The following is a 22,231-nucleotide window of genomic DNA, read 5'->3' as shown; positions in this document are numbered from 1 at the left end:
ACTGATTTGAAAACAAGGTGGGCACTAAATCAAGGACAGATCAGGGTTTAGTGCTCTGCTTCGCTCGACCCGGCTGATGATTTAGGATATTCGGCGATTAAGATCGCTCAACTCTGGTTTCTCTCCAAGTACTATACAGTTCAGGACAACTATTTAGTTCAGGCCATCCGATATAAGACTTTCACGGCAAGCTCTGATAGGGATTGCACGCTTAGTACCTCGTCTAGCGACACCTCGACGTGCAGGCTCTGGTTGATCTCGTGTACGATCATCAGGCTGTTGAGCGAATCGATTCCACTCTCGGCCAAAGGGAGATCTGGAGCAATGCTGTCCTCGGGTACATCAAGCACACGTGCACAGAGTCGGCGCAACAGCACGATCACATCGTCGACATTGCCAACCGGCGCAATAGACGTATCTTCACTCCTTGCTATACCCCGCCGCAGCCAGATTCCGCGCAGCAATGGCAGCTCATGCAAGGTGCTGGCTTGCATCTTCATCCAGTCAGCGCCAAAGAGCAGTCTCTGCCCGTCCGGGGCAGAAAAATGATGCTCAAGGGCATTCAGTGCAACCTGGGCAGTCAAGGGCAAAAGGCCGTATCCCGCCAGAACTGGCAACGTTCTGGCATCGCGCTGGGCAATGCCGGTGTTCCAAGGCCCCCAGTTCAAGGCCAGCGCTGGTAAACCTTGCCGACGACGCCAGAGCGCCAGATGATCCAGCGCAGAATTAGCCGCAGCGTAGGCCGCCATCCCAGGCAACGCAACCAAAGATCCAAGCGAAGAAAAGAGGACGAAGTGTTCAAGCGGATCATTGAGCATGGCACTGTGCAAGGTCCATGCCGACTGTGCCTTAGCAGCAAACACTTGGTCAAACACCGCAGGATCGAGCTCCGGTAAGCGCTGGTCTTCAACATACGCAGCACAATGCATTAACCCTAGGAGCGGCAACCCCGAAGCCTGACGATATTGCCTTAGGGCAGCCTCGGTAGCAGAGGCATCGGCCAGATCGACACTCAGGTACACCATCTCGGCCCCGAGAGCCCTAAGCGTCGACAACCGTGCCTCATCCTCGGCTCCCAGCACCGGCCTTCGCCCCAAGAGCAACAAATGACGCGCTCCACGTTCCACCATCCATCTTGTCACGACCGAGCCGATATCCCCCAAAGCACCGGTGATAACATAGGCACCATCGCAGCGAAATGACGGCGGCAATCGACAGCCTTCCTCCTCAACCTCACGAAGGCGTGCTACATAACGCTCTGCATCTCGCAGCACGATCTGGTCCTCTCCGTCATCACACAAAATCGCATCCCAGAGACTGGAAACAGTGCTAGCATCATCGACATCCACTGCCCCTCCCCAAAGGCCGGGCGCTTCCTGCTGACCGATGACCCGCAACATCCCCCATAGTCCCGCCCCCCTAAGATCGCTCTCCGGGTTGCCCCCAGAAGGCGAGTAGAGATTACGTGTCATGACCCAGAGCCGCGGCACATCAGGACGCACCGCCAGCAACTGGCACAGCCGGATGAGTTGATGAGTAACGTCCTGCGAGATTGGCTGAGGCGGCACAAGTAAGATGGCCTCAGTTTCCACTGGAATTTGCTCTACCAACTGCATCACGCCATCAGTGGTCTGAGGAAATTTCATCTGGCACACTTGGGTAGCCCGGCGATCCAGCTCTGCGGCCAATGCCCTCGTCCACTCGCCATTCCCCACAATTGCCCAATGGCGTATGCCTGCTGACTGGGTGATGGCAGGTACCGCCACCCATTCCAGACGACACGTCTTAAGGGTGGAGATCTCGCGCTGCAAAGAGCCAGCCAGCCGAACGCGGAAAGCATCAACACGACAGAGCAGGTCGCCGCCAGCCGAGTAGACCGACATCCATCCTTGCCATTCACCGTTCCCTACCCGTTTCTTGGTGGCATATACCGTGACGGGTCCACGCAATACGCCAAAAAGGTGCACACAACTTACGCTCACTGGTATTGTGAATTGGCTTGCCGGAAGCAGCTCGGTTGTCCCTGGAGCATCACACACCAGCACGCATTGAAATACACCATCAAGGGCTGCGGGGTGGAACACCATCCCCTCGGGGGGATCGGGTAGATCAAGATGGCACACCACTTCCTGATCCCCAACATATGCCTCACGCAACGTTTGGAAAGTCGGGCCATAGCTATATCGCATCATGGCGAAAGCGTCATACAGCGAGGCCCTCAGCAACTGGATGGGATAGCGCACGCCTACCGCATTTTGATCTGCATACGACATGACAGCCTGTATGCCTGCCGGAATACTACACAAGCTAGCGCGAGCTACTATCTGATACAGGGGTTCTCCCCCTGTTTTCGTGGCGTGAATCTGCACGTCCCCGGTAGCCCTATTTAGGAAGGTTTGAAAGCGGCAGGCCTGTCTTGGTTCTAGCGTCAGGGCATAGGTCAATTCCAGCGACCGAACCTGAATTTCTCCTACCGTAAACACTTCACGAGCCGCAGCCAGAATCATTTCCAGATATCCTGCCGCGGGAAACATGATTTCATCCAACACTTTATGGTCCGCCAACCAAGGATGCTGCTCGGGAATCACCTCCGACTCCCAAGCATCTCCAGCGCCTTTGAGCTTCTCTCCCAACAAGGCCCCAGCGCGGGGACGAAGCCGCCGTTCACGACTGCTCGAAGGTTCTCGCCAGTGCGGCGTGGAATTCCATGGGTAACTTGGCAGGTCGATATACTGCGCACCGGGAAACAACGCGTGCCAATCCGGCTCGTGACCAGCATCAAACAGCTCGCCAAGCACATCGTTCCAGTCTTTCCCTGCCCGACAGGCAAATACCTTGCCGCGGTATGGCTGCACAGCCTTAGTAAGCACCCCAGACAGTACGCTTGTTGGCGATACCTCCAACACGTGGTGATAGCCCGCCCTCAGCAACACGTCCAGCGCACGGTCAAACTGGAAGGGATCGATCAGATTAGCGGCCCAGTATTTGCCGCCCACAGCCTGCTCGATAGCGGTGCCGCTAACCGATGAAAACAGCGGCAGCGACGGAAGCGATGCCGACAGTCGCTCAGCGTCCTCCGTCAATGCATGGCGTATTCCTTCCAACTGAGTCGAATGAAAGGCCAGCCTTCCAGAAATGGGGCGACTGGCCAATCGATGCTGTTTAAGGACCCCGGCCAGAGTACGCAAGGCATCAGATCCTCCTGACAATACGCAACTACGCGGTCCGTTGCTTCCAGCAATGCCAACTGCACAACCCGCCGGATGCTGCGCCAGAATCTCTCCGATCTGTTCACGCCCTGCAGCGACGACTAACATTCCGCCATCTGTAGCGACGCTATCAAGCACCCTACAACGCCAGTACAGCAAACTTATCGATTGCTCAAGGTCGTAAACGCCAGCCAGATGAAAGGCGGCAACTTCGCCAGCGCTGTGCCCCAGTACAGCAGCAGGCTGGATTCCCCATGCTTGCCACTGCTTCGCCAGTGCCACCTGAACACTGAATTGTACAACCTGGCTCCGGACCTCCCCCGGGGCCTGCAGCAAGGCATACAATGACTCGCCGGACAGAGACCGCCACAGAGCCGCGCAACGCCCGAAGGTTTCGGCAAAGACCGATTCCTTCTCCAGCGTAGCGACTGCCATGGCCCAATGGGTGGTTCCCAGCCCAGGGAACACCCAGGCCAACCGCCCCATCTGCGCTCCAGCACTGCATGGCGTCACATGGTGCAGTTTGGCAAGTAAATCATCGCGTGAGGTAAAGGCGATCCCTTTGCGCAAGGGCAATCTATCGCGGGTCAGTGCACAGCTGTATGCCATGTCCTGCGGTGTCACACCAGGTCGCTCCAGCACACCAGCAAGCTGTTCTCCGAGTTGCTTAAGCGACTCGGGCGAGTGGGCGGTCAGGGGCAAGATCCCAGCCCGGCCAGCAACAGGGCTGACATAGTCTACGGGCATAGCAGGCGGTGCAGTTTCCAATACCACATGTACGTTGGTGCCACCAAAGCCGAATGAATTGACACCGGCCAGACAACGACCGACAGGCAAAGGCTCGGGTTGGTCGGGCACCTTGAGTGACAAGTCGTCGAACGCGATATTAGGATTAGGGGGCAGTGAATGCAGATTGCCCGGCACTCGCCGATGCTGCAGACACAACACCGTTTTGATCAGACCGGCAATTCCTGCCGCCGCTTCAGTGTGCCCAATGACCGATTTGCATGATCCCACCAGCAAAACCCGGTTGCTGCCGTCCTCTTTGCGGCACACTGTGCCGATCGCTTCAGCTTCAATCGGATCGCCAACCGGTGTTCCGGTGCCATGCGCCTCGACATAATCCAATTCAGACGCAGCAATACCGGCATTGTCGCACGCGGCACGAATCACCGCTTGCTGGGCATGCACGTTGGGCTGGGTAATGGTAGGCGTGCGGCCATCCTGATTGGAGGCGCTTCCACGAATGACGGCCAATACAGGATTACCGTCACGCAGTGCAGCCACCAAGGGTTTGAGGACCACCACTCCGATCCCTTCACTGCGCACATAGCCATCCGCTGCTGCCGAAAAACTGTGACAGCGATTACTCAACGACAGAAACCCAGTGCGGCTTTCCGCAACACAAAAATCGGGGATCAGCATCAACTGGCAGCCCCCAGCCAGGGCTAGATGGCTCTCGCCTCGGCGCAGACTCTCACATGCCAGATGAACGGCCAGCAAGGAGGAGGAGCAGGCCGTATCCAGCGTCATGGACGGTCCGCGCAAGTCAAAGGCATACGATACGCGGCTGGATGCCATGGTCCCCATCGCTCCGGTGGAGGTGTATCCCGATGCCTCACGCAAATCGGTAAGTTGCATATGCAGGTAGTCGTGGGTAAAGGCTCCTACATATACCCCGGTCGCACTGCCAGCCAGACTGGACGGCACGATTCTGGCACTTTCCAATGCCTCCCGGCTTGTTTGCAGCATCAGGCGGTGTTGGGGATCGATGAACGCCGCTTCGCTACTACTGATGCCGAACATCCCCGGATCAAATCCCGCCACATCATCGAGGAATCCCCCCTCCTTGGCGACCGAGCGCCCAGGAAGATTACGATCTCTGGCGCTGTATGCCTCACTGGACCACCGTACAGGCGGGATAGGCGTTATAGGGTCAGTCCCGCTCATTAACAACTGCCAGTATCGCTCGGGGGAGTTGGCACCACCGGGGAAGCGGCATCCCATACCAATGATGGCAATGGACATGTTTAGGCAAGATTCGTGGCGTTCGGTCATGGTATGGCTCCTCGGACTAGAGTGAGATAAATAGAGGGACTCGCTCTTGCCCGAATCAGGTGCACCACGTGGTCGGCGACGGTATGCACTTAGGTGGATGTGGCGGCAAGCCACTGGTCATCAAGTCGACATAGGTGGTACCGCTGTTGTGCATGGCATAGCGCAAACCGCTCGGGCACGTAGTACTGTCATTCATGGCACTTCGCAGTTGCGCCGTTGCCCCAAAGGTGATCACCACCGGTTCCAGGGTATTACCGGCTGCAGTGCGCACGATGCGCAAGGAAGCACCGCCATAGACCTGCAAGGCGTTGCTGCCAAGCTGCTCCTCTGCCAAAATGATGAACTGCAAGTAGCCGCGGTAACTCAGGTCATTGCTCGGAGGGGCATTAGCGATCAGCCAACTGGTATTGTTTTGCTTCACGGTGATGGTGGCATTGCCCAGCAACGGGTAGCCTCTGTCGACAAACGCCTGGCGCAGCGCTGCAGATACCACGGCAGCATTCAATGTCGTACACAGGTTGCTGTCCAGGGTAAAGAGCGGTGTACCGACCAGAGTTTGACCCGCCACGCTGAGATCCAGTGATACTGCGGCATTGGTCAGGTTGGCACCGCCGAGCTGTGCTTCACCAAAATCTGCCCCCTGCATGGACGCGAAAGCTAACGAAGAGGGCTTCAGCCCTTGGGTAGGAGACAACCGGGCCTTGCGAAATACGGTATTGACCAAATTGGCATAGGAGAGATTGGCACCATACAACCGAGCCTGGGTGAAGTCCATCGTGGCTAGATTGGCGCTGGACAGATTGGCCTGCTCGAGATTGGCATTGTCGGCGCGGGCGGTACTGCCGTACCAATGCACACCAGACATGTCTACTGCATAAAGATTGGCATTAGTCAGGATGGCGTCGGGCATGAAGACATTAGCCAGAATAGCCGCATCTCGAGCATCGGCCTGCTGGATCACCAAACGCTCCGCTTCACGACGGACAAACAATGGCGGTCCACCATGCTCGATCAGCCACTCCTCCCCCGACTGGCGTACAGTAACGCGCGGCGCTCCATACAATACGACACGCCCTTGGGCACACACATCGCCAAACTCAACCAGCAATGTTGCTTGATCCAGAGCATCGGCATGATGACGCTCTAGCGATGCGCGCGTAGACAGCGCACCAAACTGGGCACCGGTCAAGTCGGCATACGCCAGACTAGCATTCGACAGATTTGCTCCGACCAGGGAAATATTGCCAGTAAGCGTCGCCCCGCTCAGGTCGGCGTCAACCAGTACGGCGTTGCTCAACGAGGTGTTGTCCAGCAGGGCTCTTTTCAGCGACGCGCCGTAAAACACCACGCCATCAAGCGCCTTGCCGTGCAGGTTAACCTCATCCATCACACTCTTAGTGAAGTTGGTATTAGCGGTAATGATCGCATCGCGTAGATCCAGACCGCTCAGATTGGCGGCCATCAAAACACTGTCACTCAGGTTCAGAGATGACGCTCCGGTCACCTTGGATAGTAGCGCATTGGTCAAATCGGCCTGCGCAAAATTACAATAATTGATGTCCGCGCCGTCAAAACGGGTTTCGACCAGCGTTGCACCAACAAAGATCGCGCTTTGCAAGGTGGTCTTCTGCAGGTTGACGCGCGTCATGCTCGCCCTGCTTAAATCCACAGCCGCAAGACTCGCGCCCTCCAGGTTGACATTGACCAGGTTCGCTCCGCGCAATTTGGCATCGTTCAATATAACGCGCGGTAAGGAGGCACCGGAAAAGTCGGCGCCGAGAGCCTCAAGACCGGTCATTACAGCCGAGCCCACCGCATTACAGCCGCGAAATACCGCTTCTGGCAAATTGGCTGCCATCAGGGATGTACCACCGCCCAATGTCACAGCGTCGAAACGGGCTTTCGTTCCACTAATACCGCCCATGTCTGTCTTACCAAGGTCGCACCCGACAAACAGGGTACGGTTCACCGTGGCACCAGCAAGCTTAGCGCCAGCAAGCGTGGCACCTTGCAGGTTGGCATCGGACAGATCGGCGGCCATCAGGGCACACTTGTTAAGATTTTCTTCAGAAAGCCAGGCATGGCGAAGATTCCCGCCCATGGCACCGAATCTCTGGATCACCGTCAACGCTGGCGTGATCTCAACACGAGTGAACAACGTCGAAGCCGACGGCGATGTCGATACAGGAACCCACTGCAAAGTGTTACCGGCAGCGCTCAGATAGCTGTCCGCCGTGGTCCCGAGTCGTCGCAAGCGAAAAGCGCCCGAGTCGTTTGTCTCAAGAGAGATCTGTGCCACCGCAGATGCGCCTCGTGTCTGATTAGCCTGCGGTGTAGCACTGCTGTTCGACACATAAAGCCCATTGGTCCCCTGTAACCACAGAGGACCACCTGACGTCTCAGCGTAGGCATTAAGCCATTGCATCGAAGCATCTTCCATGTTGGATGACAGAATCAAGACACCGTCGCTGCGGGTGGTAACCCATTGCTCCGAAGCCGTAGCAAACTGCCATTTACCTGCAAACGACCAAATGGACCCCATACATTTATCCTCCAGTGTGGACAACCGACACGGCACCGCGCATACCCCCTGCGCCGCCTGTGGCACTGCGCACAGGCATACCATTCTGGCCATTCGCACCATTGCTGCCGTTACCCGCATCGGCGCCGTTGGCCCTACTGCTACCGCTGCGACCCTGAATCAGACTATCTATGCTCATGTCGACGCCTCCATTCTCACTGGTATGCCGTTGACAAACACCTTGCCAGCCTTGCCTGCCTGGCCTCCGTTGCCATCCGTACCCCAATTACCAGTAATGCCATTGCTACCTTTCGTTCTGCCGGTCCCGCCAGTACCACCAGTGCCACGAGCGCCAGATACGCCTCCCCAGCCCCCCTTGCCGCCGACTGCGAAAACGTTGAACGATGGATTGCCGTACTCATAGGTGATGTAGATATTACCGCCATTGCCACCGTTACCACCGTTACCACCATTGCCACTGTCACCGCCATTGCCGCCATTGCCGCCAGCACCGGCAGGGCACTCGCTGGTGGATGCACCACCATTGCCACCATCGCCGCCATGGCCGCCATAGCCACCACCACCACCACCACCCCCATCGCCACCGATTGTGGATACACTGACTTCACCACTCAATTCCACAACCGAAATGTTTACATCATGGGTGTCGCCCCCTTCTGCTCCATTCCCCCCGTGCCCCCCGCTGGTCCCTCGCGCGCCATCACTACCCGATGTAGCACCGCTGGCACAGTAGCTCTTATTGTCTTTCCCAGGGGAACCCTTCACCCCCGCCCCACCATTGGCACCATTCCCGCCATAGCTGCCAAGGCCACCAAACCCGCCATGATTGTTGAGATTATTCTTGGAGCGGCCATGGACGATCATATTCTGTGCTTTGACCGTGCCGTTGGTACGGTAAATGATTTCTCCGCCCGGCTCGACAGTGATGGTGTCGTAAACCAAGACTACCGGGTCGCCATTCACCCCACGGCTCTCAACAATCAGCGGCTTGCCGGGCGATACGGTGAGGTTATTACCCGCGAATAACGCCACCTGCATGGGGAAACGCTTGGCGTTGAGAATATCCTGATAGTCACTGACACGCTGTGAATTGCCGAACATGTAGGCACGGAATGCCTTGCACAGGTCTGCATGGTTCCCGCTCACCTTAGCCAAACGTTGCGCATCGAACGGGTCAGGCAAAGGATGGTGCTCTGCCATACCGGCCGGACCATATTGGCTGTCGGGCACACCACCCAGCGCTTTGAGCTCCTGGAGGGTATTCACGGTAAAGAATGCTGGCGGCACGGACGAAGCGGCCGGATCATCGGAAAAGAGTACCGGCCCGGCGAAATCCGAGGTTTTCAGGGAGGGTGGCTGGGCTTCTAGACCGGTCAGATGATATGAACGGCTCAACTCGGCCACGGTTGCTGCAACGCTCTTAGGGTCACTCATGGAAAGTATCCTGAGTAAAAAGTTGAACAGGTGTGATAACGGAGACATCACACTGCAGCAGTCCGCCATCTTCCAGCCGCAAGGTGGCGACAGCCAGCACCACGGGAAAGAAGACGCCGTCGCTGCGGGTGGTAACCCATCGCGCCGAAGCCCCAGCAAACAACCGAGTGGATGCCATACATTTATTCTCCAGTGTGGACAAGCGACACGGCACCGCGCATCCCGCCTGTGGCACTGCGCACAGGCATACCATTCTGGCCATTCGCCCCACGGCTACCGTTGCGACCCTGAGTCAGAATATCAATGCTCATGTCGACGCCTCCATTTACTGTTGCCTGTTGTTGACAAACATCTTGCCAGCCTCGCCTGCCTGGCCTCCGTTGCCTCCCGTGCCCGCCCTACCAGCAATGCCATAGTTACCTGGCTTTTTGCCGGTCCCGCCATTGCCACCAGTGCCACCAACGCCGGCTTTACCTCCGCGCCCTCCCAAGCCGCCGACTGCGGAAGCTTTGAACGATGGATTGCCGGACTCATAGGTGACATAGAAATTACCGCTATTGCCACCTTTTCCACCATCGCCACCATTACCGCCATTGCCCCCATTACCACCATTGCCGCCATCACCAGCAGCGCACTTGCTGGTGGGTGCACCACCATTGCCACCATTGCCGCCATTGCCGCCATTGCCACCAGCGCCACCAAGCCCCCCATTGCCACCGCTCATGAATGCAGTGATATTACCACTCAATTCCACAACCGAAATGTTGACATCATGGGCTCCGCCCCCATTTGCTCCATGCGACCCGTGCCCTCCAGGTGTCCCTGGCGTGCCATCACTACCCGATGTAGCACTGGTGACGCAGGTGTGCTTCTTTTCCTCCCCAGGGGTACCACTCGCCCCCTCCGCACCATGGCCGCCACTCGCGCCATACACGCCATACACGCCATCCTTGCCCTGATTCATGATGACATACTGGGAACTACCATGGACGTTCATATTCTGTGCTTTGACCATGCCGTTGGTACGGTAAATGATTTGTCCGCCCGGCTCGACAGTGATGGAGTCGTAAACCACGACTACCGGGTTGCCATGCCCCTCCTTGTCCTCAACAATGAGCGGTTTGCCGGGCGATACGGTGAGGTTGTTACCCACGAATATCGCTACCTGCATGGGGAAACGCTTGGCGTTGAGAATATCCTGATAGTCACTGACACGCTGTGAATTGCCGAACATGTAGGCACGGAATGCCTTGCACAGGTCTGCATGGTTCCCGCTCACCTTAACCAAACGTTGCGCATCGAACGGGTCAGGCAAAGGATGGTGTTCTGCCATGCCGGCCGGACCATATTGGCTGTCGGGTACACCACCCAGCGCTTTGAGCTCCTGGAGGGTATTCACGGTAAAGAATGCTGGCGGCACGGACGAAACGACCGGATCATTGGAAAACAGTACAGGCCCGGCGAAATCCGAGGTTTTCAGGGAGGGTGGCTGGGCTTCAAGACCGGTCAGATGATATGAACGGCTCAACTCGGCCAAGGTTGCTACAACGCTCTTAAGGTCACTCATGAGAAGTATCCTGTGTAAAAAGTTGAACATTTGTGATAACGAAGGCATCACACTGCAGCAGTCCGCTAGCTTCCAGCCGCAAGGTATCGACAGCCAGTACCACGGGAGCGAAGACGCCGTCGCTGCGGGTGGTAACCCATCGCGCCGAAGCCCCAGCAAACCGTCATTTACCAGCAAACAACCGAGTGGACGCCATACATTTATTCTCCAGTGTGGATAAGCGACACGGCACCGCTCATCCCCCTGCGTCGCCTGTGGCACTGCGCACAGGCACACCATTCTGCCCATTCAAAGCGAAGGTGCCTTCAACGTTCTCGCCGCCACGCTTGCCTATGCCACTAACGCCGCCACTCTTGCCTGTCCCGCTCATACCGACATTGGAAGAGGCCTTGACTGGCAGTGGCAGATACGCACTTGCTAAACAAGGGTTTCGCCCTATTCTGACCATTCGCCCCACGGCTACCGTTGCGACCCTGAGTCAGACTATCTATGCTCATGCCGACGCCTCTATTTACTGTGGCCTGCCGTTGACAAACACCTTGCCAACCAAACCAGCCGCGCCGGCCTTGCCTGGCGTGCCTTGCTTTCCAGTGGTGCCATAGTTACCTTTCGTTCTGCCGGCCCCGCCAGCGCCCCCAGAGCCACCAGCGCCTGCTTCTCCTCCGCGCCCTCCCGTGCCACCGACTGCGGAAGCGTTGAGCGCTGGCGTGCCGGATTCATAGGTGATATAGACATTACCGCCATTGCCACCTTGTCCGCCATCGCCACCATTACCGCCATTGCCACCCTTACCACCATTGCCGCCATCACCAGCAGCGCACTGGCTGGTGGATGCACCACCACTGCCACCATAGCCGCCATTGCCGCCATTGCGGCCGGAGCCACCATCCCCCCCTTGGCCACCGATCGAGCGTGCAATGACATTACCGCTCAATTCCTCAACTACTATGTTGACATCATTGCCGTTGCCCCCTTTTGATCCATCCCCCCCGTGCCCCCCGTCGCTTCCTGGTGCGCCATTGCTACCCGACGAAGCGCCGCTGGCACAGGAATTCTTATTGTCTTGCCCACTCGAACCATGCCAACCATTCCCACCATTGCGACCACTGCTGCCAGACGCACCATGGCCGCCGTCCCCGCCCTGATTAACAATGGCGCTATTCCCGGAGCTGCCTTGGACGTTCATATTCTGTGCTTTGACCGTGCCGTTGGTACGGTAAATGATTTGTCCGCCCGGCTCGACAGTGATGGTGCTGTAAACCAAGACTACTGGGTTGCCATGCCCCTCCTTGTCCTCAACAATGAGCGGTTTGCCGGGCGATACGGTGAGGTTGTTACCCGTGAATAACGCCACCTGCATGGGGAAACGCTTGGCGTTGAGAATATCCTGATAGTCACTGACACGCTGTGAATTGCCGAACATGTAGGCACGGAATGCCTTGCACAGGTCTGCATGGTTCCCGCTCACCTTAGCCAAACGTTGCGCATCGAACGGGTCAGGCAAAGGATGGTGCTCTGCCATACCGGCCGGACCATATTGGCTGTCGGGCACACCACCCAGCGCTTTGAGCTCCTGGAGGGTATTCACGGTAAAGAATGCTGGCGGCACGGACGAAACGGCCGGATCATCGGAAAAGAGTACCGGCCCGGCGAAATCCGAGGTTTTCAGGGAGGGTGGCTGGGCTTCAAGACCGGTCAGATGATATGATGAACGGCTCAACTCGGCCAAGGTTGCTGCAACGCTCTTAAGGTCACTCATGAGAAGTATCCTGTGTAAAAAGTTGAACATTTGTGATAACGGAGGCATCACACTGAAGCAGTCCGCCATCGTCTAGCCACAAGGTATCCCAGCACAACGGGATCGGTACCATTGCCCTGGATGAACAGCGTCTGACTATCCAGCAGCGTCAGGAACTCGATGGGGCCAGCGTTTTTTATTCATCCAGACTTAACTGACCCCAACGGGTTCCGGTTGGTAAAGTGGCAGTTGGGGTCACCTCTACGAGCGAAATACCTAGGCTGAGCAATATCTGTTCAAAGCCTGACTTATGGTTAATGACGACATAGGTAGCTCCTTTCAGACAGGAAAACCGTAGGTGGAGATCACCTGCTCGTTGTTCTTGTCAATCGTGGCAATGACCGGGTAGCGCGTAGCCGTGTCAGTTACAATGAAATAACCGCTCTCATTAAGCGTTTCGATGCGAGCCTTATTCGTTAGTGAATGCCCATGTGAAGCGAACATCTGGCCGATCTGAGCCATGTCATGTCTCTGGAAACTAGGCAACGTATCGATCGGTAGATCGAAGAGCGGCGTGGTCGGATTCCATTGGCTGACCACCGGTTCAGTACGTCCATTCGTCCCCTGGAAATGGCCATAGTTCAGGGCAATCAGGGTACGGAACTGGTTAACGACCAAACGTGCAGCAGCAAGGTACTGGCGTTTTGCAGGGTCCTGGACCAACATTGGGTCCGGCGAGGACACCAAATAGCGGCCATCCGGTTCATAGATGTCCAAAATGAAGTCGGACGGTGACATCCCGTCGTTACGGTGGGATAGCACGTAAATGTATCCCTTGGATTCGACCGCCACATCCAGGTAAGTAATACCCGCAGGTTGATGCAACGGCATGTACGACAAATAATTAGCAACGATGATTTTTTCTGGGCGATCCTTGTCCACGGTTAACAGATATGATTTGGCACCGGTCTGATCTTCGATTACCCATTTGACACCTTCGCCGATGATCTTGACCACAACATCGCTCAGATCGTTGTAGACCGAGACCCCCTGCTTTGCATAGGTCAGGGTATAGGTCACCGGTTTCTGCGGGTCGATGACCTCCCAACGCTGTCCTTTCTCAATAACCTTAATCCGGGTACTGCCAACAGGGTCGATCGCGCCATCCGGCATCTGGTTGTAGCACAGGTAGATACCTTCTTCGGCAAAGACGGCAATAATACGTTCGTTCAGCAAACCAGCATCCAGATCGCGCAGGAATGCAGAATCGCTGTTCGTAAACAAGAAAGTAAGGCCATTATTCCGAAACACGGCTTGCAGGCCTTCCGAAAAACGTCCCGCGTCGAGAGAAGGCTGAAAGTCGACCGTGCTCAGGGTAAATAAAGTCGGGCCGGTGAAACTGGGCACCGGATTGCCTTTGGTATCGAAAGCTTGTACTCGTGTATTGCCGGTTTCCAGCAGCAGTATCCGACCATCCGGCGTGACGGTCAGTGCAATGGGGCCATGTGTTAACCCCTGCAACACTCCCTGCCCCGATACCATCTGTGCAGCAGGCGCCTTATCATCGGATACCGGCCCAGAGCCCAGTGGCAAGATCTGCATCTTGCTGTACTTCCAACTAACGGCAATCACGCAGCCACTGGGATGCACCACCATGGCGTCCAGATGAGGAATGGTAAAAGTGCCCCAGGATTCGTTGGCCTTGACCAGCCCAAAGGTGTGGTTACCGTCGCGCAGATCGACCTGGCGTAGATGATAAGTACCAAAACGCGAGTCGATGATGAAGTTTAAAGGCGTGATGCTTTTCTCATTAGGACCGGTGCCAAAGGTGTTGTAGGCAATCAGTGGCTGCACCGTGAAACCAGTCTCAGACTGTTTAAGACGCTGGTTCAGGGTCTCGTTGCTCAGGGTAGAAATGTTCTGCAGTACATACATCTGCCCACTGTTCGGGGAACTTCCTGGGTTTTCCAGAGGTATGTTCTGTCCCGACGCCTGATAGCAGTACCCCACCTGGTAGTCTGAATCCAGTAGGGTGATATTCACCAGCTTGCAGACATTTTTGCCCACATTGCTGCAGTTAGCACCGGAGAGCGTAGTGGTCGGCACAGATCCGACTATCCATTCATGGCGCTGTTCCTTGGCATTGAAGGACAACTGCTGGCTATAATCGTACTGGGTAACCTGCGTGAGCGGCACCAACATCTCTTCGATATTGCCTTCCACCCGCATGACTCCCTTCGAAGCACTGTCCGGCTGGGCATCCAGCAAGCTGCTGGCATAGACACCGGCCAGCCAACCATTGGCAGAGTAGACATTGGCCTTGATTTTCAAGGTACCGCCCCAGCCAATATTATCAAAAGTGAAGAGCAGTGGCGTATCGGAGCTGGTAGCTGGCAAGGTTTGGGTTTGCGTAAAGTAGGTGCCGTTGGTGTACTCCACCGTCACCTGACAGGTCGCACCGATTGGTGGCCAGATTGCTGTTGATGGATTGCCTACCTCACCATGCTTCGGATCGGGATTCAAGGTGAAGTCCAGCGTCATCTGACGCTTGATATCCACTTCCAGCGTGGCTGGCGTAGAGAACAACTGGCCAGTCGTTACGGCAATCTGTGCAGCGCCTATCGCCAAAGCGGCGAGGCGAATACCCCAGCCGACCACAGGAACGGCTTGTGCAGCTGCGGCTGAGGCCAAATTCAGGGTGACATAGGTCGCGAGTTGTTCCATACCTTTCTTGGCCAAAATACCGACGATCAGGTCAGCAACTATAAACAGCACCTTTTTGGTATTAAACAGGGCAGCCGAGGCAATAGTGCCACCGGCAATCATCGGAAAAACGACACCGACCAAAATATCCACAACTTCAGGGTCGGAAATGAAGTTCTTGAACCACTGGCTGCTGCTCACCACGGCGCCGCCGAGCATCATCAGACTAGGAATAGCGTACTGAAATACGCTGGTCATGATCACTCCGGGCCACACGATGGGCTCTTCCCATCGTGAGATGCCAAGGCCACCGAACAGGAAACGGGCGGCCTGAGCTTCGCCAGGCCAAGGCAAGGTAAATTTAGTTGGATCTGTGGGCATGGGGATACCCATGATGGTATTAACAGCGCACAGGACATCGATCATTTTTTGCGAAGGCGTTTCAAAGGTGTTTTTCCCCAGGAGATAAGAGGCCCAGGAACCATTGACCTTGGGGTTGTCGATCGGTTGCTGCATGTTGCTATCTTTGAAAAACTGAATGAACACCCCGAGCTGACGCAGATAGGTATTCTTGAAATCGATTGAAAAGACCTGCTGATCTGGACTGTAACTGATGCTGTCGGCATAGACCGAAAGACCGTGATTGGGCGTGGCGTTCGTCGCCGTCCACAAGCGGCTGCCAGCCTTGAGCAACTCAGGGGTCTGACGGGAGCGGAGTGATGCTTCCGTCACTTCGCTGACGTCCACCGAACGACTCTGGCTAACACTCCAGTTCTGGTTCTGCAGGCGATGGTCGTTACGCGACGAGCTCAGCGCATTCGCCACAGGTGAACCACAGCCGTTTTCGGTCTCGACGGACAAGTTGTATTGCATGACCGGATCGCCAGCGGGGAAAATCACCTCCCCGTCCTTTCCCAGCCAATCGAATTCATAAATCATCTTGCTGCCGTCTGGATCAACCACCTGTTTATATTGGGCAAAGCCACCATCGGCTGTCGCGGGTCCCTGCCGCGACAGCGACAGTGCCAGCTCGTAGACCCGATTGTACTGCGCAGGATCCATGTCGGCAGGCGGAGCGATGTGGTCATTCATAACGATGGTGGCTGCATAAGCCTGGCTATTCGCCAGTTCTGGATGTGAAAACAAGATGCTGCATGCCATATCCCATGGCGTTTTCATGACATTGGCGTCCACCAGCAGATCGGCTGTGTCAATCAACTCCCGAGTCAAGTGCAGGGCTTCAACGCCCATTGCGCTGAGCTTACCGGGCAAAGCGACGCCAGCATTGCGTACGGCAAGCCGTGCAACATGACGCCGAGCATGACGGCGCAAATGCGCGTCGGGAATGTGGTAAGAGAGATGGCAGAGATCAGGCAAGGAAGAGTGAAAAGGTCCATTTTTTTCGCCCATCACCTTGATCAAGGTGACATGGTGTGGCAAAAAACACGCTTTGGGAATTTCCGCGTAGTGGCTAATGCTGTGTTGCCCGTGCCGTACCGCCAGACCCAAGGCGGGATTGTCGGCAGCTGCGCGAGCCAAACTATGCTCATCGTGCAGTATCAGAGGGAAACTGTGTTCGCCGACCGTTACATTCAATGTCGCGGAATTAGTGCGCAAATGTCCTTGCGCCAGATCGAAATGCAGAATTTGTGTTGCCATGAAAAATACTCTCCGACTCGGTTGCCGATACGATAGGTAGCGCGATCCAGTGATTCTTCCAGCCTTGGTCAATTTGTCCTTGAAATGACTCCCACCTAATTACGCTGCCGTTCTTAATCCCCGTATTTAATAACTCAGCGTCCAATAGTTTCAACGCAATGATAAAACACCGCGATAGAATCGAATATAGCGGCCAGCACTTACTCTCTGCTGACAAACACGATTTCTACATTAGCTTCAATTTTTTTATCATTATTTTCAGAGCGTTTATCACAAACTATTCTTTCAGTCTATTACCCTAATTCCAACTGGTTATTCAGATAGAATAAAGACTTATAACTATTACCAAACACAATCCATTTTGTTTCGTCAATATATGTGCTATATCCCTTCAGAGCGTCTGACTCTCGGCTTTCAGATCAGGCTATTTCATCAGGCATCTGATAAGATTTTTTCCGTGAATACGTTTTTCATCCTGCAAATCACTTTACAGACGCAAAGCACCGCACTCTCCCCAACGGCCGTGATACAACTAATTATTTCATAGACATTCAGTTTTGAATGTCTATGATTTTGAGAGATATCTCAAAGTCATTTACTGTCAACGGAGGCTTCATAACATTTTCCAATCTTGCATGAAAGCACATTTTTTAATTCTAACAGTATAACAACCAATTACAATCGTTAAATCCCGATTGTAAGTAATAGATTACTAAGCAGGAATAATTACAACTCACCGATAATATCGGCATGTTCTTTGTGAGGCGTTTTTGGCAAGTCTAAAATAATAATAGGCATCGACATAAAAAAAGCAATATAACAGACAAAAAAAACAGGAATTAGATTACATAATTAACGATCTTATGAATTTGTTATTAATATCCTGGCTAATTATATCTCATTGTACATGGCTGTTCAAAATAACAAATTGCTGAATGACTTAGCATAATGTAGCTACACTCTGTGGAAGGTTTGTCAAACAAAGCATTAGAGGGTTATCGTCATCGAATGCCCAACTGATAAAACTGTGCTTTCGAACGTCGTTTTTTACAAAGCAATTACTGTATCCTAAAGGGCATTCCCTTGTTGTGATGGCTGAAAGCATGATAATCGCCTGAGGTCACCACCATGCACGAAAAGTCTCTCTACGTTCATATCCTCGGCCTGTCGACAACGACGCGCTGGGTAAGGCAGTGACGAGATGAACGGCAAGGTAAATCACCAAAAGCGTCTCCCATTACCCCTGAGCAGATTGAAATACGTGAGTTAAAGAAAAAACTACAACGTATCAGAACACTGAATGAAGTCAGGAAAATGACGGAACGTTGGCTGCATGAATATAACGGAGGGTTACCCCCAAACGAATCGGAAAACCGATACTGGAAAAACTCTAAAGCGGTGGCCAATTTTAGTTGACCACTACAAACAAAGCCGTAAAAGGCAGGAAGAGATTTGTCCGTCACGTTATTCAGGCGTGAAATGAGGACAGATAGTAGGGGAGATAAACGACAACGCGCCATCCAAAATGGCGCATTGTTTGTGTAATCCATAAGTCCTATCATGTGACGAAATCATGCTAACACGACTCGGCATTGCTTCCTTGATGTCTTATTATTTATAAGTCTGCTTATTAATGCAATTGCATTTTTTATTTTTTGTGAATGATAGCCATCCTTATAATTTTTAAATTTACTTCTATTCTTTAATTTTAATCGGAAGGTGATTTTATTACTATCATTCGTCGTTCATGATAATGATTTTTATCAAAAAAACAGCGTATTGTTTTTTAAGGTTTTTTTGAATGCTACTTTTTAAGATGGTGATAATGGTATTTTTTTTTAAAAATTCAATTTATATCTTATCTGAAATCATAGGGTTGGTTGACAATTTAATATTACTTTACTTAACTTAATCTGACTGTTAAACCAGTTGCCTTTAGGTTTATTTGATATTTTCTTAAGTATTATAACCATTCACTTAGCTAATTATTTATTGAAAATAAATGAGGTATTATTATGAATCTATTACGTTCAAGTATCTTAGTTGGAGCAATGCTAGCTATGCCGTTGGCATATGCATTAGAAAATGGCATTCGTGACATGAGTAACACCTTGCTCCATTCTGGAGAGAATCAAAATACGAAGACTACGTTGGGGTCGTCACAATACGGTATGACCTTAATTTCTGACAAAAAAGAAACTAATCATGTAGTGGTTTACCAAATAGAAAATGGTGTTGAAATCACTGAAAAAGACTTAAGTGATTTATTTGAGACTTATGATTTGGTAGTGATAAATTTGCGAGATGGGCGGTTGGTTCCAGCAATTCATACACCTAATCCTTCTGGATATCCATCACAAAAAGCCATTACTCTTAATAATACTTCCTCTCCTTCAGCCACACCCGTTAAATTGTATGTGAATGGAAAGGAGGAATTAGTGAAGCCCAACAGAGGAGCCTATATTTTTTCTAGCAATGGTGTATGGACCGTATCTGGATTACAGCCGTAGAGCCTTGTTTATAGAGTGAAAATGTTATTTTTATTAAAAAAAAGAGAGTTGACAATATGATTTTGGCAATTCTCTTTTTACTTTTTTAGTAAAGATGATTAAATTTCACAAAAAAAATAAAGGGTGAAAATTTCAATTGGTAGATTGGTATTTTGTTGTGTATCCAATATATATTTATCAATGAAGGCACTGATAACTCGTTCATCTCACCATCTCCAGTGCCTCAATCACAACCTGAGTTTTCAGTCTGTTACTCAGGCTCCAGCCAATTATTCGTCTGGAATACAGGTCTATGACGGTCGCCAGATACAGCCAGCCTTCTTCCGTACGGATATACGTTATATCCGTAGCCCACGCCATATCCGTTTCTGCCGGACTACATTCCCAGTTCAGCAGGTTGGGCGCTATAGGATAATCGTGCTGACTGTTCGTCCCGTAAATCACTTTGCAGACGCCGGATACCGTAAGTTCCCAGGCTGTCGTGATGCAACTGAATTAGCCGCTGGCTCAGGATGTCGTCAGCCAACTGTCGTTGACTGGGTGTTCGGTTGCGCCATGATTGGTAACCCCGCATGCTGACATTGAACAACAGGCAAACGCGTTTCACCGCATGGAAAGCCGATAACTGAGTGACCATGGCGTATCTTAGCGGCTTTCCCGCGCAAAGAACGCCGCTTTTTTCAGGATGAGTTTGTCCTCTTCCAGTTCAGCGATTTTGGCTTTAAGGCGTCGAATTTCCAGTTCCTGTTCGGAAAGCTGTGGCGTGTTGGAGAAAGCAGTTCCCGCCTTATCCTGATCGAGTTTTTCCAGTTGGGCACTAAATCAAGGACAGATCAGATCCTGTTTCCCGCCGAAAGTTCGATTTATTCAATAAAGCCCAGGTAAAGATGAATTTTTGACGATATGGACCAGAAGAGATGAATGGGCAATCTGGGGTGTAACAAGAGGAAAAAAACAGGTAGGCCAGAAACAAAAAAACCTCCGATTAAGGAAGTTTTTATGCTGCACTTTATGCATGACAGAATCAAAAAAATCATTGATTCTATTGAATGTGTGGCGGAGGAGTAGTCCGCAACCTTAAGGTTCTTAGCCGTCCAATACAGTACATTTTTAATATATAAAACAATATATTGTCATTAAATCATCGTTCGGTAACGTATTGCTATTTCCTCGGCAATCAGCCATTTTATGCAGTACCGTATGTAGGGCGGTATGGATGCTTCCATGATGGCTCGTCTCAAAGAACTGGAAAAGGAAAATCGCCGCCTCAAAAAGATGTATGCCGAAGAACGACTCTAAGCCGAGATTATTCAGGAGGCCATGGCAAAAAATGGTGCAGCCATCGCGCCGAAAGCAGTGGTATTCTCAGTTTTCCCCTGCCCTCCTTCTGAGATCAGGAAATAGTGCTGCTGGCTGTCCTCATCATATTTGATCTATGACTTCTTCTGCTTGGCAAGCTCACCTCTTCTAGCTCCGGTGTATACCAGCAGATATATGATCCACTTCCACCAATCGACAGGCTGCTTGAGCATCCCCAACAAACGTCTTTATTTCTGCGGTGCTATATGCTCCAAACCTCACTTTAGAAGGTACTACAACTACAGTTAGTGAGTAACGTAAAGCAAGCCATCGCTCCCCGACACAAAATGAAAAACCACAGGCACGTTGTGACATAGAGAAAAACGCCATAACCCTTTAGACTGGTTAATCAAACCCATACTGAGGAAATTGTGATGACGATGATAAAGAGTTATGCCGCACCGGAAGCAGGCGCAGCGCTGGAGTTGTATGAGTTTGATGCGGGTGAACTGCACGCGGAAGACGTCGAAGTCGTGGTTGATTACTGCGGCGTATGCCATTCCGATCTGTCGATGATTGATAACGAATGGGGCATGTCGAGCTATCCGCTGGTTGCCGGGCATGAAGTGATTGGCAGTGTACATGCGCTAGGTGACGCGGCGAAAAGCAAAGGATTAAAGATTGGTCAGCGCGTAGGCATTGGCTGGACGGCTCGCAGCTGTGGGCACTGCGATGCCTGTATCAGCGGCAGTCAAACTAACTGTCAGCAAGGCAGTGTGCCGACCATCCTGAATAAAGGCGGTTTTGCCAATAAGATTCGCGCGAACTGGCAGTGGGCTATCCCGCTTCCTGATTCCATTGATATCGAATCGGCGGGTCCGTTGCTGTGCGGCGGCATCACCGTGTTCAAACCGCTGTTAATGCACCATGTCACTGCGACCAGCCGCGTCGGCGTGATCGGTATCGGTGGCCTGGGGCATATCGCGATTAAGCTTCTGCACGCGATGGGCTGTGAAGTCACAGCGTTCAGTTCGAACCCTGCCAAAGAGCAGGAAGTGCTGGCGATGGGTGCCGATAAGGTCGTCAACAGCCGCGATCCGCAGGCGCTGACCGCACTGGCAGGCCAGTTCGATCTCATCATCAACACCGTGAGCGTCGATCTGGAATGGCAGCCTTACTTCAACGCGCTCGCCTATAACGGGAAGTTCCATACCGTCGGCGCGGTGATGAAGCCATTCAGCGTTCCAGCTTTCACGCTTATCGCAGGTGACCGCAGCGTTTCCGGTTCTTCTACCGGTTCACCGCATGAGCTGCGTTCCTTGATGAAGCTTGCGGCGCGTGCCAACGTGAAGCCGCAGACGGAACTGTTCCCGATGTCGAAAATCAATGATGCTATCCAGCACGTACGTGACGGCAAAGCCCGCTACCGCGTGGTACTGAAAGCCGATTTTTAATCGGTAAAGACGCCTGAGCAATCAGGCGTCTGCTTTTGCAGAATCAGTCCGCCCTATA

The 22,231-nt window shown here is 53.0% G+C and carries 14 protein-coding genes and 2 pseudogenes; 4 read left to right on the top strand and 12 right to left on the bottom strand.

The features are described from left to right. Positions 1-158: 158 nt before the first annotated feature. From K7X24_RS05700 to K7X24_RS05670, 7 genes are all read right to left on the bottom strand, one after another. Positions 159-5,267 (bottom strand): type I polyketide synthase, encoded by a 5,109-nt coding sequence (locus K7X24_RS05700; protein WP_224553570.1) that lies wholly within the window; start codon positions 5,265-5,267, stop codon positions 159-161. 55 nt (positions 5,268-5,322) lie between these two features. Then, entirely contained in the window at positions 5,323-7,809 is a 2,487-nt protein-coding gene (locus K7X24_RS05695; protein ID WP_224553569.1) for a pentapeptide repeat-containing protein, read from the bottom strand. Positions 7,810-7,813: 4 nt separating this feature from the next. Beyond that, positions 7,814-7,987 carry a hypothetical protein gene (locus K7X24_RS05690; protein WP_224553567.1) on the bottom strand — a complete coding sequence of 58 codons (174 nt, stop codon included), beginning with the start codon at positions 7,985-7,987 and terminating at the stop codon, positions 7,814-7,816. Next, positions 7,984-8,955 (bottom strand): hypothetical protein, encoded by a 972-nt coding sequence (locus K7X24_RS21980; protein ID WP_263499240.1) that lies wholly within the window; start codon positions 8,953-8,955, stop codon positions 7,984-7,986. The genes K7X24_RS05690 and K7X24_RS21980 overlap by 4 nt, the downstream gene beginning before the upstream one ends. A 280-nt stretch (positions 8,956-9,235) precedes the next feature. Continuing rightward, positions 9,236-9,421, bottom strand: coding sequence for a hypothetical protein (locus K7X24_RS05675; protein ID WP_224553560.1), 186 nt, complete (start codon positions 9,419-9,421; stop codon positions 9,236-9,238). Between the two features lie 4 nt (positions 9,422-9,425). Further along, the gene (locus K7X24_RS21975) at positions 9,426-9,554 is read right to left on the bottom strand and encodes a hypothetical protein (protein WP_263499239.1); all 129 of its coding nucleotides are present in this window, start codon (positions 9,552-9,554) and stop codon (positions 9,426-9,428) included. Positions 9,555-9,568: 14 nt separating this feature from the next. Further along, a complete protein-coding gene (locus K7X24_RS05670; protein WP_224553558.1) occupies positions 9,569-10,810 on the bottom strand; it encodes a hypothetical protein in 1,242 nt (413 codons plus the stop codon). Between K7X24_RS05670 and K7X24_RS05665 the strand changes: the two genes are divergently transcribed. Beyond that, positions 10,809-11,030, top strand: a complete 222-nt coding sequence (locus tag K7X24_RS05665) for a hypothetical protein (protein ID WP_224553557.1) — start codon at positions 10,809-10,811, stop codon at positions 11,028-11,030. The genes K7X24_RS05670 and K7X24_RS05665 overlap by 2 nt on opposite strands. A 291-nt stretch (positions 11,031-11,321) precedes the next feature. On the opposite strand, the gene K7X24_RS05660 is transcribed toward K7X24_RS05665, so the two are convergent. Both K7X24_RS05660 and K7X24_RS05655 read right to left on the bottom strand, forming a co-directional pair. Then, on the bottom strand, positions 11,322-12,398 hold the full coding sequence (locus K7X24_RS05660; RefSeq protein ID WP_318013126.1) for a hypothetical protein: 1,077 nt from the start codon (positions 12,396-12,398) through the stop codon (positions 11,322-11,324). A gap of 489 nt (positions 12,399-12,887) precedes the next feature. After that, positions 12,888-16,910: a hypothetical protein gene (locus K7X24_RS05655; protein WP_224553553.1), complete on the bottom strand. Its 4,023-nt coding sequence runs from the start codon at positions 16,908-16,910 to the stop codon at positions 12,888-12,890. Positions 16,911-18,068: 1,158 nt separating this feature from the next. Between K7X24_RS05655 and K7X24_RS05650 the strand changes: the two are divergent. Continuing rightward, positions 18,069-18,224 (top strand): annotated as a pseudogene (locus tag K7X24_RS05650) (IS3 family transposase); the annotation flags it as partial. 701 nt (positions 18,225-18,925) lie between these two features. After that, positions 18,926-19,420: a hypothetical protein gene (locus K7X24_RS05645; RefSeq protein WP_224553552.1), complete on the top strand. Its 495-nt coding sequence runs from the start codon at positions 18,926-18,928 to the stop codon at positions 19,418-19,420. A gap of 201 nt (positions 19,421-19,621) precedes the next feature. Here K7X24_RS05645 and K7X24_RS05640 read toward each other — a convergent pair whose 3' ends face one another. From K7X24_RS05640 to K7X24_RS05630, 3 genes and pseudogenes are all read right to left on the bottom strand, one after another. Further along, the gene (locus K7X24_RS05640; protein ID WP_411909697.1) at positions 19,622-19,780 is read right to left on the bottom strand and encodes a DDE-type integrase/transposase/recombinase; all 159 of its coding nucleotides are present in this window, start codon (positions 19,778-19,780) and stop codon (positions 19,622-19,624) included. A gap of 16 nt (positions 19,781-19,796) precedes the next feature. Beyond that, positions 19,797-20,057: a hypothetical protein gene (locus K7X24_RS05635; protein ID WP_224553550.1), complete on the bottom strand. Its 261-nt coding sequence runs from the start codon at positions 20,055-20,057 to the stop codon at positions 19,797-19,799. A gap of 718 nt (positions 20,058-20,775) precedes the next feature. Further along, a pseudogene (locus tag K7X24_RS05630) lies at positions 20,776-21,022 on the bottom strand (integrase); the annotation flags it as partial. Between the two features lie 131 nt (positions 21,023-21,153). Here K7X24_RS05630 and ahr point away from each other — a divergent pair. Then, positions 21,154-22,173, top strand: a complete 1,020-nt coding sequence (gene ahr, locus K7X24_RS05625) for an NADPH-dependent aldehyde reductase Ahr (RefSeq protein WP_224553548.1) — start codon at positions 21,154-21,156, stop codon at positions 22,171-22,173. Positions 22,174-22,231: the final 58 nt, after the last annotated feature.

The sequence above is a fragment of the Pectobacterium versatile genome, assembly GCF_020166435.1.
Taxonomy (GTDB): domain Bacteria; phylum Pseudomonadota; class Gammaproteobacteria; order Enterobacterales; family Enterobacteriaceae; genus Pectobacterium; species Pectobacterium versatile.
The sequence above is the reverse complement of the archived record's forward strand: the minus strand, read 5'-3'. Positions and strand labels throughout refer to the sequence as shown.

Coding starts and splice junctions, on each gene's coding strand:
- ahr (WP_224553548.1), top strand. CDS start 21,154: ATGACGATGATAAAGAGTTATGCCGCACCGGAAGCAGGCGCAGCGCTG.
- K7X24_RS05700 (WP_224553570.1), bottom strand. CDS start 5,267: ATGACCGAACGCCACGAATCTTGCCTAAACATGTCCATTGCCATCATT.
- K7X24_RS05655 (WP_224553553.1), bottom strand. CDS start 16,910: ATGGCAACACAAATTCTGCATTTCGATCTGGCGCAAGGACATTTGCGC.
- K7X24_RS05690 (WP_224553567.1), bottom strand. CDS start 7,987: ATGAGCATAGATAGTCTGATTCAGGGTCGCAGCGGTAGCAGTAGGGCC.
- K7X24_RS05675 (WP_224553560.1), bottom strand. CDS start 9,421: ATGGCATCCACTCGGTTGTTTGCTGGGGCTTCGGCGCGATGGGTTACC.
- K7X24_RS05640 (WP_411909697.1), bottom strand. CDS start 19,780: ATGGCGTGGGCTACGGATATAACGTATATCCGTACGGAAGAAGGCTGG.
- K7X24_RS21975 (WP_263499239.1), bottom strand. CDS start 9,554: ATGAGCATTGATATTCTGACTCAGGGTCGCAACGGTAGCCGTGGGGCG.
- K7X24_RS05645 (WP_224553552.1), top strand. CDS start 18,926: ATGAATCTATTACGTTCAAGTATCTTAGTTGGAGCAATGCTAGCTATG.
- K7X24_RS05635 (WP_224553550.1), bottom strand. CDS start 20,057: ATGGTCACTCAGTTATCGGCTTTCCATGCGGTGAAACGCGTTTGCCTG.
- K7X24_RS05665 (WP_224553557.1), top strand. CDS start 10,809: ATGAGAAGTATCCTGTGTAAAAAGTTGAACATTTGTGATAACGAAGGC.
- K7X24_RS05670 (WP_224553558.1), bottom strand. CDS start 10,810: ATGAGTGACCTTAAGAGCGTTGTAGCAACCTTGGCCGAGTTGAGCCGT.
- K7X24_RS05695 (WP_224553569.1), bottom strand. CDS start 7,809: ATGGGGTCCATTTGGTCGTTTGCAGGTAAATGGCAGTTTGCTACGGCT.